The sequence below is a fragment of the Methanobrevibacter sp. TMH8 genome, from assembly GCF_020148105.1.
GTDB lineage: Archaea > Methanobacteriota > Methanobacteria > Methanobacteriales > Methanobacteriaceae > Methanobinarius.
Map to the genome: position 1 here is coordinate 137501 of NZ_JAHLZE010000022.1, position 13829 is coordinate 151329.

12 protein-coding genes and 1 pseudogene (1 of these 13 cut by a window edge) are annotated in these 13829 nt (G+C 25.6%); 6 read left to right on the forward strand and 7 right to left on the reverse strand.

The annotated features are described in order from the left end of the window. The 4 genes from KQY27_RS04730 to tmk form a co-directional block, all read left to right on the forward strand. On the forward strand, positions 1–1404 hold the 3' end of the coding sequence (locus tag KQY27_RS04730; protein ID WP_224425426.1) for a U32 family peptidase. It extends 1563 nt beyond the left edge of the window; 1404 of the gene's 2967 nt are visible here — the last part of the coding sequence; its start codon lies beyond the left edge, outside the window; it ends in the stop codon at positions 1402–1404. Positions 1405–1719: 315 nt separating this feature from the next. Further along, on the forward strand, positions 1720–3627 hold the full coding sequence (locus KQY27_RS04735) for an endonuclease MutS2 (RefSeq protein ID WP_224425427.1): 1908 nt from the start codon (positions 1720–1722) through the stop codon (positions 3625–3627). Between the two features lie 71 nt (positions 3628–3698). After that, positions 3699–4310 (forward strand): SAP domain-containing protein, encoded by a 612-nt coding sequence (locus tag KQY27_RS04740; protein WP_224425428.1) that lies wholly within the window; start codon positions 3699–3701, stop codon positions 4308–4310. Between the two features lie 155 nt (positions 4311–4465). After that, positions 4466–5059: a dTMP kinase gene (gene tmk / locus KQY27_RS04745; protein WP_224425429.1), complete on the forward strand. Its 594-nt coding sequence runs from the start codon at positions 4466–4468 to the stop codon at positions 5057–5059. A gap of 8 nt (positions 5060–5067) precedes the next feature. Here tmk and KQY27_RS04750 read toward each other — a convergent pair whose 3' ends face one another. The 5 genes from KQY27_RS04750 to KQY27_RS04770 all read right to left on the reverse strand — a co-directional run bounded on the left by KQY27_RS04750 (position 5068) and on the right by KQY27_RS04770 (position 9239). Continuing rightward, positions 5068–5307: a hypothetical protein gene (locus tag KQY27_RS04750; protein WP_224425430.1), complete on the reverse strand. Its 240-nt coding sequence runs from the start codon at positions 5305–5307 to the stop codon at positions 5068–5070. A 268-nt stretch (positions 5308–5575) separates the two neighbouring features. Then, a complete protein-coding gene (locus KQY27_RS04755; RefSeq protein WP_224425431.1) occupies positions 5576–6538 on the reverse strand; it encodes a tyrosine--tRNA ligase in 963 nt (320 codons plus the stop codon). A gap of 226 nt (positions 6539–6764) precedes the next feature. Continuing rightward, a complete protein-coding gene (locus tag KQY27_RS04760; RefSeq protein ID WP_224425432.1) occupies positions 6765–7823 on the reverse strand; it encodes a 60S ribosomal export protein NMD3 in 1059 nt (352 codons plus the stop codon). A gap of 362 nt (positions 7824–8185) precedes the next feature. Continuing rightward, positions 8186–8593, reverse strand: a complete 408-nt coding sequence (locus KQY27_RS04765) for a translation initiation factor IF-2 subunit beta (RefSeq protein WP_224425433.1) — start codon at positions 8591–8593, stop codon at positions 8186–8188. A 289-nt stretch (positions 8594–8882) separates the two neighbouring features. Next, positions 8883–9239 carry a hypothetical protein gene (locus tag KQY27_RS04770; protein ID WP_224425434.1) on the reverse strand — a complete coding sequence of 119 codons (357 nt, stop codon included), beginning with the start codon at positions 9237–9239 and terminating at the stop codon, positions 8883–8885. Between the two features lie 402 nt (positions 9240–9641). Between KQY27_RS04770 and KQY27_RS04775 the strand changes: the two genes are divergently transcribed. Continuing rightward, positions 9642–11642, forward strand: a complete 2001-nt coding sequence (locus KQY27_RS04775) for a minichromosome maintenance protein MCM (protein WP_224425440.1) — start codon at positions 9642–9644, stop codon at positions 11640–11642. 159 nt (positions 11643–11801) lie between these two features. Here KQY27_RS04775 and KQY27_RS04780 read toward each other — a convergent pair whose 3' ends face one another. After that, the gene (locus tag KQY27_RS04780) at positions 11802–12407 is read right to left on the reverse strand and encodes an RlmE family RNA methyltransferase (protein WP_224425435.1); all 606 of its coding nucleotides are present in this window, start codon (positions 12405–12407) and stop codon (positions 11802–11804) included. 23 nt (positions 12408–12430) lie between these two features. After that, positions 12431–12952 carry a metallophosphoesterase gene (locus KQY27_RS04785; protein WP_224425436.1) on the reverse strand — a complete coding sequence of 174 codons (522 nt, stop codon included), beginning with the start codon at positions 12950–12952 and terminating at the stop codon, positions 12431–12433. A gap of 750 nt (positions 12953–13702) precedes the next feature. On the opposite strand from KQY27_RS04785, the pseudogene KQY27_RS04790 reads away from it, so the two are divergent. Beyond that, positions 13703–13829, forward strand: a pseudogene (locus KQY27_RS04790) (formate/nitrite transporter family protein); the annotation flags it as partial.

Sequence of the window (13829 nt, forward strand, 5' to 3'; positions counted from 1 at the left end):
TCACTTGAATTTTCAATCAATTCTTCAAAAGATAAAAATATTGATAAAATTCCTACTTTAAAAGCTGTTATTAAATTAGCTAATGGGAAAATCTTAACATTCTCTCAAAAAGGTAAAAAGCAATGGGAAATTGCTAAAAATAAACCTATATCTTCAAAACAAATTAGGAATCAACTTCTTAAAACTGATAATCTTCCGATATATATTGAAGATATTAAAGTAAATTATTCTGGAAATTTATTTGCACCTTTAAGTCAAATTAATGAATTCAGAAGAAATTTTTTTAATAATTTAAAAAATATCATAATTGAAAGTTATAAACCTACAGATAGGGATATTAATCCAGATATTGGAAGTATTATTAATAATAAATTTCATAATGGCAATACTAATAATAATGATAATAATAATCAACAGCATCATTGTGTATATAATGATACTAAAAATCAATCTAAAACTGGATTTTCATTATCATTATATGTAAATGATTTAGAATTGCTAAAAAATATTAATAGTCGTGATTTGGATAAAATAATTGATATTGAAGATATTAAATATAATGGAAATATCAATAATAATATCAATAATAATAATAATAATAATAATAATTTTCAGTTATCTAGGGTTTATTTAGAAGTTCCTTTAAACAATATTAATAATATAAATAATATTAATAATTTTGGAGGAATAAAATCAATAGATATTAGCTATTATGTAAATTTCTTAAAAGAGGCAATATCTATATCTAAAAATAAAGATTATGAATTAGTATGGAAATGGCCAGATATTGTCCATAAAGATGCAAAAGAAAATTTAATCAAGATAATTGCAATATTAAAAAAATTTGATTTGAAAATTAGTATAATGACTGGACTTTTAGGATTAAATAAATATTTAAAAGATAATTATGAGGTTAATGTTTATGGGTCTTATCCATTAAATGTTTTTAATTCAGAAACTGTTTTTAATTTAAAAAATTTTGATTTGTTAACACTATCTCCTGAATTATCAAAAGAAAATTTGAAATACTTCATGTCAAATTATTTTAATAAAATTAATAGTATTGATAAAGCAGAACAATATGAATTTCCTATACTAGAAGTTTTAATTAAAGGAAATGTGGAATCTTTAGTAACTAGAAAGCCAATCATCTCAAAAAAACATAAAAAAATTCTAAATAAATTTATCAATAAAAATAACATTGCTGATGATTCTGATATTTATCTATATGATTTTAGAGATAATTATTATCCTATAAAGTCTGTTGAAGGGGGAAATTTGATTCTTAATTCTGATGAAATCAATTTAAAGGATGACATTCCTTATTTAACATCATTAAATATTGTTAATTTTGCAATTGACCTTCGATGGAAATTTAAAAACCATAATTTTGATGATATCTAACTTTAAAATATTATTAGAAAATAATCATTTAAAAAATATTTATCAGTAAATGTTAATTTAAAATATTTTATCTAGTTATAATTAGATGCTAATAGCTGATAATAATATTAATAGAGTTTCAAAATATTACTTTTCATTAGCTCTAGGTTAAAGTTCATTATATATATTTACCAAGGAATAACATGGTTGTATAATCATTTTCCCATGACTTCAAAATTAGCAAAAGTATTGAATTTAATAGATTAATAGATTATTAGATTAGTAGATTAATAGATAAATGGTTATATGTGAAATGAATCTATAAGGAGTTAAAAGATGGATTTACATGATGTTAGTGGAATAGGGGATAAACTATCTGAAAAGATACTTAAGGCTGTTGGTGGAAAAGAAGAATTGGAACGAATTGTTGATGATCTTGATTTAGAAAGTTTAATAGCTATTGATGGAATAAGTCAAAGAAAAGCTATTGAAATTATGAATCAACTTTTAGGAAATACTAAACAAGATTTTATTAAAAGTGAACGTGCTCAACAATTATATGAAGAGATTATTCAAAAGATTGTAGATTACTCTAACACAAAGTATGCTGAAAATAGAATACTCCTCCTTGCTCCTTCTAAAGATAAAAATTCTATTGAAAAACAAGTTAATTTTGTTATGGAAGCTAAAAATAAGGTTTCTAAATTGCCTATAATTAAACTACGTGGGTTAATGAAAAATTTACATTTACCATTAAAAAATAAACCTGAATATGACCCTAGTAAAGCTATTCTTGTTGAAAGTGATGAAGATAACGATTATTTGATGGAATTAGGGCTGAACCAATATTATCCTATAATCAATGCATCATCAGCTATGTTTGAAGAAGAAGTTCGTAGCTATGAGCTAATTTATTATGTATATACTGAAGGATTTATTGATGTTAGTGAAATGAATAATTCCATAATGATTAACAAAGATGCTCCTGAACATGAAATTGTTCCTGAAATTATATTAGATTATTTTAATAAGAACGCAGATTTGTTTAAAAGGGTAGCTGAAATTAGAAAAATTCTAAATAAAGATACTATCTTAGATGATATCACTCCTATTCTTGATGAGGTTAATTCTCTTAAAAAACGAAATGTTGATATTGAAAAAGTTGTTAATAATGTTAAATCATCTTTAGATGAAGAGATTAAGGTTGCTATTAAAGAAATTGATTTAGAAGGGGATGAAGTTCTTGATCTTTTAAACAATGCAATGCCTCCTAAAATTGAGAAAATCTTTGATGAAATTATTACTAAAGGTAAGGCAACTATTAAGGAAGAGGCAGGTGTAGACTTTGATCCTTTTTTAAGACAATATCCTCTTGAAATCGATGAAACTGAACTTGAAAGAATTAAATTAATGGAGAGCTCACAAAAAGAGAATGATTTATTTGATAAAAAGATTACTGCATCTAACTATTTAGATAGTATAAAATTAAAAGCTATTGAAGAAGTTCAGGAAACTCTTGAGTTTGATTATGAATTTACTTTAGGTAGTTTTGCATATGAATATGACTTGATAGCTCCAAAAATTGGGGATAATTTTAAACTTAAAGGTGCTCTTCATCTAGAACTTGGTCTTGAAAAAGGAGATGATATTCAAAGAGTCGATTATGATTTAACTTATCCTGATAATGTTGCTCTTCTAACTGGTGCTAATAGTGGTGGAAAAACAACACTTTTAGAAACTATATCCCAAATTTCAATCATGGCTCAAATGGGGCTTCCAGTTTGTACAAGAGAAGCTGAAGTTAAGTTACTCGATGAAATATATCATTTTTCCAAAAAGAGATCTCTTGATGCTGGAGCATTTGAATCTTTTTTAAATGTTTTTATGCCGATTGTCACAACAGACACTGAAAAATTAGTATTATTAGATGAACTTGAAGGCATAACAGAGCTTGATGCAGCTGTTAAGATTATTTCTAGTTTCATTGAAATGATTAAAGAGTCTAATTCATATGCGATTATAGTAACTCACATGGCTAAAGAGTTAATGGCTTATGCAGATGTTAGGGTTGATGGTATTGAAGCTAAAGGGCTGGATAAAAATTATAATCTGATTGTTGACAGAACTCCTAAGATGAATTGTTTAGCTAGAAGTACTCCTGAATTTATTTTGAAACGAATTTATGAAAATTCAGAAGGAAGACTCAAAGAAGTCTATGGTGAAATTTTGAAGAAATTTGAGTAAATATTTATAAACAAAACTACTAACAAAGCTATTACATATTTAAAAAGAAAATATTAAATTGGATGAAGAATATGCGACCAAAATTTGAAAAAATAAAATCTTATAAAGAATTTAACAAATATTATTGGTATAAGGAAGAATTACAGCAAATATGTAAGGAACTTGGAATTGAATATAATGGAAATAAGTCAGAATTAAATAATTATGTCAAAGAATATTTTGATGGAAATATTGTTAAACATCAAAAGAAAGTTAGTATAAAAAAAACTAATAATAATCTTACTCTTGACACAAAACTATTAGAATTTGGATTTGCTATGAGAAATGAATATAGGGATTTTTTTGGGAAACAAATTGGCATTAAAAATTTTAAATATACAGCTGATATGGCAGCTGCACTAAAAAAAGTTAGGCAAACAAAAGATGAAAATTTTACGGTTAAAAATTTAATAGATGTATATTTAGGAAAAAATGATTATGCAAAATATAATAACTCATCTTGTCAGTGGAATAAATTTTATCAGGATTTTTGTAATGACAGTATATCTATGATGTTTTCTAATAAAATAAAAGCTGCATCTATACTTTGGAAAAAAGTGAGAGATTCAGATTTAGAAAAAATTTATTCAAGAAATTTATATGAAAAATATAAATCTGAATTAAAATCAGAACAAAATAGATAAAACAAACTCGTAATTCAAAATTAATGATTTAATAAAACTCATTTTATGAAATCTTATTTATTGTTAATGATTTGGAAATAGAATAAATATAATTTGTCATGTTATACTGGATAAACTGGTAAAATTTTATATAATTTAAGAACTAAGATATTATTATGTATATAGTTTTAGAAGGAATTGATGGAGCTGGAAAATCAACTCAAATAACAGCTCTTAAACAATGGCTTGAAGATTCTGGTTTTGAAGTAGAAACATTTGTTGAACCTACTGATTCTGAGATTGGAATTCTAATTAGAAAAATGCTTCAAAATCCTAGTGCCACTGATGAAAATATTCAAAAAACTCTTGGCCTTCTTTTTGCAGCTGATCGTCTTCTTCTCATGGATAAAATAGATAGCGAAGAATATTGTAACAAAGTTATCATAAGTGATAGATCATTTTATTCTAGCTTAGCTTATCAAAATCCTCAAAATTGGATAGCTGATATCAACAAGTTTGCAAAAAAACCAGATATTGTTCTCCTTTTAGATCTTGATGTAGATATAGCTATAGAACGTTGTTCTGGTGAAGACGAGTTTGAAAAAAAATCTTTTTTAGTTGATGTTAAAAATAAGTATTTGGATTTAGCTAAAAATGATAAAGATATATTTAAAATTATAAATGCTAACAATGGTCCTAAAAAAGTGCAATCGGATATTAGAAAAGCTGTAGCTCCTTTTTTAGGTATTTGTGTTAGTGGTATTGATTGATATCATATTTATTTTTCATTACTTTCTTCTTCGTTCTCATTATCTTCTTCGTCTTTTGATTTAGAAAGTTCGTTCAATCTCTCATTAATGGATTTCACAATGTAATCTTTAGCATCTTCTAATTCTTCCATTGTTCCAACAAGTACTGGCCCATAATCAGTATGTTTTAATTTCACATCAAATTTTTCAATTGTATGTGCAAGAATTTGCTCTCCAACACCATTTGGTAATCTCATTTCATAATCCATAGTTAATCACATTTACAATTTGTTTTTATTAATATATTTTTAATAGTATATTATTTATAACATTTTATTCTATATTATATCAATATCTATATTATTATCAATATTTTTAATATATACATTTTAATAATATCTTTGTTATTGTTTTAGTATATTCTTAATATTTATTTAATATTTATTTTCAATATATAACTTTTTATTAATGATTTTAAGTTTTTATTAAGTATATTTTCAAATCAAAATTTTTATTAATATAATTAAAAAATTTTAGTTAGTTATTTGCCATGTATTCTCTTACATTAGCTAAGTAATTTATCATATATGTAGCTACTGCATTCTTTAAATCCATTGGATGAAGTTCACCAGATACATACATATCGAGAAGTTCATTTTCATTCAACTCTAAGTTCCCACCAAATTTCTCAGGTCTTTCAATGAGTAATTTCTCTTGATTTGGGAAAACAAAGTGTTTAGCTATTTCAATAATCGGATTTCCATCAATTTCTTTAATTGGACAGAAACTCTTATTTATTTTAGTTTTTATTTCTTTTTCATCATCATCGATAGCTATAAAGTTTCCTTTACTACTAGACATCTTTTCATCACCATCGAGACCATGTAAAAGTGGGGTATGGATACATACTGGTGGATTTTGATTGATTTTTGGAAGATTTTCCCTAGCTAACATCTGTATTTTTCTCTGTTCCATTCCTCCAAGAGCTACATCCACATCTAATGATATCATGTCAGCAACTTGCATCAAAGGATATATTGCATCAGATACTTTTGGATTTTCACTATTTCTACTTACTTGATCCATACTTCTCTTTGCTCTAACTAATGTAGTGAGAGTAGCTAATTTGTATAATTCCTCAGTATATTCTGCAGTAGTTTGAAAACTTGAACCAAGAATAAATTCAGTATCTTCACTTAATCCAAGTGCTTTGAAGCATTTTTCATTGTACTTAGCTGTTTCTTCTATTTCTTCAAGAGTTCCCTTTCCATTTAAATAAGCATGATAATCAGCAAGGAGGATTTTTATCTTAAAACCAATTTCTTGAAGTTGTTTCAATTTCATTACTGTAATAGCATGACCTAAATGAATTTTTCCAGAAGGTTCATAACCAGTATAAGCAATAGGTTTATCTTTTTTGAATTTTTCTTCTAATTCTTCAGAAGTTATTACTTCCATTGTTCCTTTTTCTATTAGGTCTATTTTTGCTTTTATATCCATTCAATCACTTTATACTAGTTTGATATTTTGATAATGTTTATTTATTTTATTATTTGTAATTTTTAATAATTAGTATTTTAATAATATATTATTTATTCAAAAATAAATATAGATTTTTTAATTATATTAATTTTTAATTATATTAATATTATTAGATAAATTAAATATAATCTTTTAATTATTATTATATTATTATATTAGTATTAGTATTATTATTTTTTAGCTATTATTCTTTATTTAAAAGTAAATATAAATTATTTTCTATCTTTATAACTTTTACTTCATCTCCAATATTTAATTTTTGGAATGAATCATTCATATCTATATCAATTACACTATAATCATCAGGGTCTAAAACCTGAATATTTGTTGGGGATTTTGATATTATGGTAGTAGATTCAATATCGTCTTGTCCTTTTAAATATTCAATCTTTTCATACTCTTTCCATTTTATAGGTATTTTTTCAAAATTCTCTAAAATACGAGTAAGGATTCGTTTACCATCAATATCTAATATTTCACCATTTTTATTTTCATATCTTACAAAATCACCTATCTTAAATTGGGGTAGGCGAATAGAGATCCATATTCTATATAGTCCTTTTCCAGTAGACTTATCTTGACTTATTAATCGTGGAGATTCTTTTATGATTCCTCCAAATTCTTCTTGAAGTGCTTCAACAACTTTTCTTCCAGATTTATAAGAACCGATATAATAATCGTTTCCTTCTTTTAATTTTGCTTTTTGAACAAGATATGCCAATTTATCTTTATTATAACGATTATTCAATGTTTTATCAACAATTCTGTCTGCTTCTTCTTTTTCAATTTCACTTAATTCTCTTTCATCTGCTCTAAATTGGATAACTGCTTCGTAATACCCAGATTGTTGTTTACTACATGTTGGACAAACATCTTTTCTTAATCTAACTTCAGTTTCAAAAGATTGTTGAATATATTCTCCAAAAACTTCAGCTTTAGCTTCTATATAACATTCAGCTATAGTTCCTCTCATTTGAAGAATTTCAAGATCTATATCTATTTTTTCTTTGTCTACATGAGGATCAATATCAATAGATCTTTCTAAAGCTCTATATATTATCTCTTCTTCTGGAATTTCAGATTCTTCCCATTTTCCTTCTTCAAATTTAGCATTGCAATGGGCACATACAGTAACTTCAATATTTTCAGGAATTTTAAGAAGTGAAAGTTTTTTTAAAAAACAGTCTTGACATATCCCTTCAACTAAAGGGCTGTCTGTATTACCACACTCTGGACAAAACATTTTAACACTTTTTTATTCAATTAATAGATTATTGTTATTATTTGATTATATATTTTAATATACTATTCTTTATACAATCCTTTTATATTATCGTTCTATATTCTTATTTTATATGATAATATTGTAATATGATTGAATTGTTATTAATATAATTGAATTTAATATAAAATAAGAATATATAAGTTTATATTTTTTAATGATACTATTAATAATGTTTATGGTTTATATCTAACAATTTTTTATAAAATAGTATTTAGAATATGGTTAGTTATTTAGTTAGAATATAATATTTAAATAATAAATAAAAAGTAGCTAATAATTATTAGCTATATTTTTAAATTAGTTTTTGTTATAAATTTTATTTATAATGTTTTTAATGGAGCTTTTGCACCACAAGCTGCACATTTAAGAATGAATATTCTATCTTCTCGGATGATTCGTGTATCAGGTCTATTACATTCATGACACATTACGAATTTTTCTACATATTCATCTATTCTTTCATTAATTAGAAAATGTGTGAATTTACCTTGTAATATTGCTCTTCCACCTTCTAAATTTCCAGCTGTACCTAATTCTCTAAGTAAGAATTTAAGTAAATGTTGTGGATCTCTATTTAAAGCTTCTGCTATGTCTTTAAAATTTTGAATAAAAGTTCTATTACCTTGTATTACAGAATAAGCTTTAGGAACACTAAATCTTTTTGTTTCAAAAACTTCAGGTGGGAGCTGGTCTATAGCTCTATTTAATAAATCTTCGTATTTTTCCATAATTTTTCCTCCCTAACTATCATTATGACCTATTTTATAATCTTAAAATATCATAATACAGTATTAATTAAAAATTTGAGATATAATTTTAAAAATAATAAATGATTCAATAATAATCAGTAAATGGTCTTATCATTGGAATATATTTTTCTAAAAATATTCTATTATATTTATATTATAATTCTATTATAATTATACATTTATATTTATGTAAATAATAGTTAATATAATTTTTGATTATTTGGGTATTTATCTGTGATATTTACATAACCAAATAATTAGAAATAGGTTATAACGCGTTATAGGCTTGTGAAGCTATGGTTAATTTTTCTTTAGCTATTTTTATTCGTGCATCCACATCACTTGCAGATTTTCCAGCTTTTAAAGCACTTTCAACATCACCAATAGCAGAACCTGCTCTTAGAAGTTCTAGTTCTGCATTAATATATTGCTTTTCTTTTGCTTTATCAGATCCTGCAAATATGTCGGGTTTTGTGATGTTAAATTTAGCTTCTAAATCACTATAATTAGATTTTAAAGTAGCTAATTCATCATATTGGGTTCCAGATGAAACTTCTGAAGTTATTCCAGATGAAAGTACACTGAAACCAATGTATGCAGCAACAATAATAGTAGAAACTATCATCAAAACTCCTAATACAGATATTAGCATTGAAGTTGATTTAAATAAATTTAATCGTGATTTCCTCATTAATATTACCTTTAATTAGTTATATTTAATTATATTTAGTTAATTATTAATTATAAATTCCTAATTATTTTATAATTATATCATTTATGATTCTAATTAAGTAAAAATAGTATATCTTATTTATCGTAATAATGTTATTTATTTTATATATTAAATAACTTTTGGTATATGTCTATTTATTTATTAAAACTTTATTTTATTTTATTTTTATCTTTATATTTTCATTTTTTATATTTATATTTTTTATAATTATAAAAAATATATTATCTCAACTTTGAAATATTCATCTTAAATAAACTGAAATATTTTTATTATATAAAAATCAATGTAATTATGATGAGTACTAGTGATAAATCAAAAACTTCAATTACTAAATTTGAAGAATTTTTCTCAACAAAGTATAAAGATGATGTTTTTGAGATTTTAGAGAAGTATCCTGATGATAGATCGCTAATTGTAGATTATATGGATTTGGAAATGTTTGATCCTGATTTAGCTGATCTTTTAATAGAGAAACCAGATGATGTTCTTCTTGCTTCGGCTAAAGCTATTAAAAACATTGATCCTTTGATGAAAGATGCTGATTTAAATATAAGATTGGAAAATTTAACCAATCTAATCCAGCTTAAACATCTTCTTAGTAAATATATTGGAAAATTTGTATCTGTTGAAGGTATTGTTCGTAAAACTGATGAAATTCGTCCTAGAATTGAAACTGGGGTTTTTGAATGTAGGGGATGTATGAGACTCCATGAGGTTGAACAAACTAACAGTAATACAATAGTTGAACCATCATTATGTACTGAATGTGGAGGCAGGTCCTTTAGACTACTTCAAGAGGAATCAAAATATATTGATACTCAAACAGCTAGAGTTCAAGAGCCATTAGAAAATCTTTCTGGAGGAACTGAACCAAAACAAATACTTATAATTCTTGAAGATGATTTGGTAGATGTATTGAATCCTGGTGATAAAGTTATTATTACTGGAACTCTTAAAACTTTTAGAGAAGAAAGAAGTGGTAAATTTAAAAATTACATCTATGCTAACTTTATTAAACCTCAAGAAGAGGAATTTGAAGAGCTTGAAATTAGTGAAGAGGATGAAGAAAAAATCATCGAGTTGTCAAAAGATCCTAACATTCATGAGAAGATAATTAAATCTACAGCTCCTTCTATTAAAGGTTATAGGCAGGTTAAAGAAGCTATTGCACTTCAATTATTTGGAGGTGCAGCTAAAGAACTTGAAGATAAAACTCGTCTTAGGGGAGATATACATATTTTAATAGTTGGAGATCCAGGTATTGGTAAATCTCAAATGTTAAAATATGTTTCAAAACTTGCACCAAGAAGTATCTATACAAGTGGTAAAGGTACAACTGGAGCAGGACTTACTGCAGCAGCTGTAAGGGATGAACTTGGTGGTTGGTCTCTTGAAGCTGGAGCATTAGTTCTCGGTGATAAAGGTAATGTTTGTGTTGATGAGCTGGACAAAATGCGATCTGAAGATAGGTCTGCACTTCATGAAGCTTTAGAACAGCAAACTATAAGCATAGCTAAAGCTGGAATAATGGCTACTTTAAATTCACGTTGTTCTGTTCTTGCAGCAGCTAATCCTAAATTTGGAAGGTTTGATAGGTACAAATCTGTAGCTGAACAAATTGATTTACCTTCTCCAATTCTTTCAAGATTTGATTTGACTTTTGTAGTTGAAGACAAACCAAATGTGGAAAATGATAGGGAATTAGCTAAACATATACTTAAAATACATCAAGAAGATTCTATAGGTTATGAAATTGAACCAGAACTTCTTAGAAAATATATTGCTTATGCTAGAAAAAATATAACTCCAAAACTTACTAATGAGTCTAATAAAGTTCTTGAAGATTTCTATGTTAATATGAGAAGTGGTGCTGTTGATGAAGATGCTCCGGTTCCAATAACAGCTAGGCAATTAGAAGCTATTATTCGATTATCTGAAGCCAGTGCAAAAATTAAACTTAAAGACTTTGTTGAAGAAGAAGATGCAAAAAAAGCTATAGCTTTACAAATGGCTTGTTTAAAAGAAGTTGGTTATGATCCTGAAACAGGTCAAATTGATGTTGATATGGTTGAAGGAAGAACTCCAAAGTCAGAAAGAGATAGACTTCAAAAAGTTGTAGATGAAATAAAAGAACTTCAAGAAGAGTATGGAGATCAAGCTCCAGTCAATGTTTTAACATCTAACCTCATAGATCAATATGATATGAGTGAAGAAAAAGTCGAAGAAATTATAAAACAGTTAAAACATAAAGGAGTTATTTTTGAACCAAGTAATGGATATCTTAAAATAGTTTAATTAATTTATAATTTTATTATTATATTTTTTTATATATTATTTTTTATTTTTATCTTATTTTTATTTTATTATTATATTTTTTTATATATTATTTTTTATTTTTATCTTATTTTTATTTTCATCGCTATTTTATTTTCTTTTTTAATTATCTCGAGTCTTTTATCTATATTTCAACCCAATAACATACATTTCTGAACTTTTTTTTCTTGAAGATGCCGGTTTTGTTGTTTTTAGTATTTTGAACTTTTTTCGAAGACTTTCAATTAGATTCTTATATTCTTCTCCTTGAAATACTTTGATTAGAAGATTTCCATTTTTTTCGAGTATATTATCAGCTATTTCGATTACAGAATTAGATAAATCAATTGATCTTAGATGGTCTACATCTTTAATTCCACTTAATTGTGGTGAGGCATCTGAGATAACAACATCTGCTTTTCCATCAATAATATCTATTATTTTTTCCTGGATTTCGGGTTTTGTGAAATCTCCTCTAATAAAATGGAAGTTTTTTTCAGGGAATGGTTTAATTTTCTGAAGATCTACTCCTAAAACAATCCCTTCTTCACCTACTTTTTCAAGAGCTACTTGTGACCATCCTCCGGGAGCAGCTCCTAAATCTACTACTGCAGTTCCTTTTTTGATTATTTTATATTTTTTATCAAGTTGTGATAATTTAAAAGAAGCACGAGATCTATAGTCCTGTTCTTTGGATCGCTTATAATAAGGATCTTTCTTTTTTTCAACTTGCCATCTACTTCCCATTTAATCTTTCCTTAAATAGCTTTTTATTCTTTTTTGAAGTTCAATGCAGAACAAACTGGGCTTCCAATTTTTTTTATTTCAACATCTACTTCTCCTTCTTCTATAGTCATCAACATCACTGTTGGATCTGTAAGTCTTGGTGCTGTTGGGCTACCTGGATTTAAGAGAAGTACATCATCTAACTGTTCTATAAAGGCTTGATGTGTATGTCCACTTATTAATACTTCAGCATCTAATTCTTTTGCTATGTAATATAGTTGTTGAGTATCTCCTTTTGGATAAATTTCTCCGTGTTTTACTCCAATTTTTATTCCATCAATAGTTTTTACAATACTTTCAGGAAGATCTAAACCATGTTTTCTATCCATATTTCCTTGGACTGCTAATACTGGAGCTATTTTTTCTAATTCTTCCTTTACTTCAATCGATGTTAAATCTCCAGCATGAATAATAAGTTCAACATTTTTAAAGGTTTCTAAAACAGTTACAGGGACTTTTTCGGTCCTGTCTGGAATATGGGTATCTGATATTAATCCGATTAACATTTTATCTAGTTTTTATTTTGTTTAATAAATCAATGATTTAATTTAAATTGATAGTTTTTTATTATATATAATAAGTATTGTTTTTTAATTATATAATCATTGATTTTCTTTTATTTTTTTATTTATTTTCATTTATTATATATTTTTATTAAGGCATTGAATTAAGTTAATTATCAATAATTAGACTTATAAAAAATCTAATTTATTATATATTGGACATTAACTTTTTGTTTTTATTATTATTTATAAATTTCTTTTTTTCACGAATAACAAAATACTTTTATTATCATGATTAATTATTATTAATACTATGACAGTATATTTGATGTATAATTTATTTTTAGTTAAAAATATATATTTTTAATTGAAAATTTAGATTATAGTGTTTTATATAGTATATGCTTTTGTATAAATAATTAATCTAGTATAATATCAATAATTCCATAGCTATAATGATTTCAATGTTTTTAATAGTTAAATAGTTCTAATATATTTCATTATTATTTTATTTTTAAATTTTTCATATATTGTTCTATTAATTTTATTCTATTATTTATTATCTTAATTCTAGCTATAAAATAGTCCATTATTTCTCTAGTCATTCTCTTGTATTATATATTTTCATAATCAATAGATACTTGTCTAGTATGAATACAATTAGTATATTATAATATTTAATAAACTAATTAGTATATTGAATAAACTCAATAAATTATGGAATGAGATATTTAATGTTAAGAGGTTGAGAATATGGGTTCGTCTTTTAAGAGTCCTGCGGATACTGCTAAGGCTATTGCTGGTATTGCGGAGGTTAAGGAAAAAGCGCCTTTGGGAAATGTTGTTATTTTGAGTTTCCTTGCTGGTGCGTATATTGCGT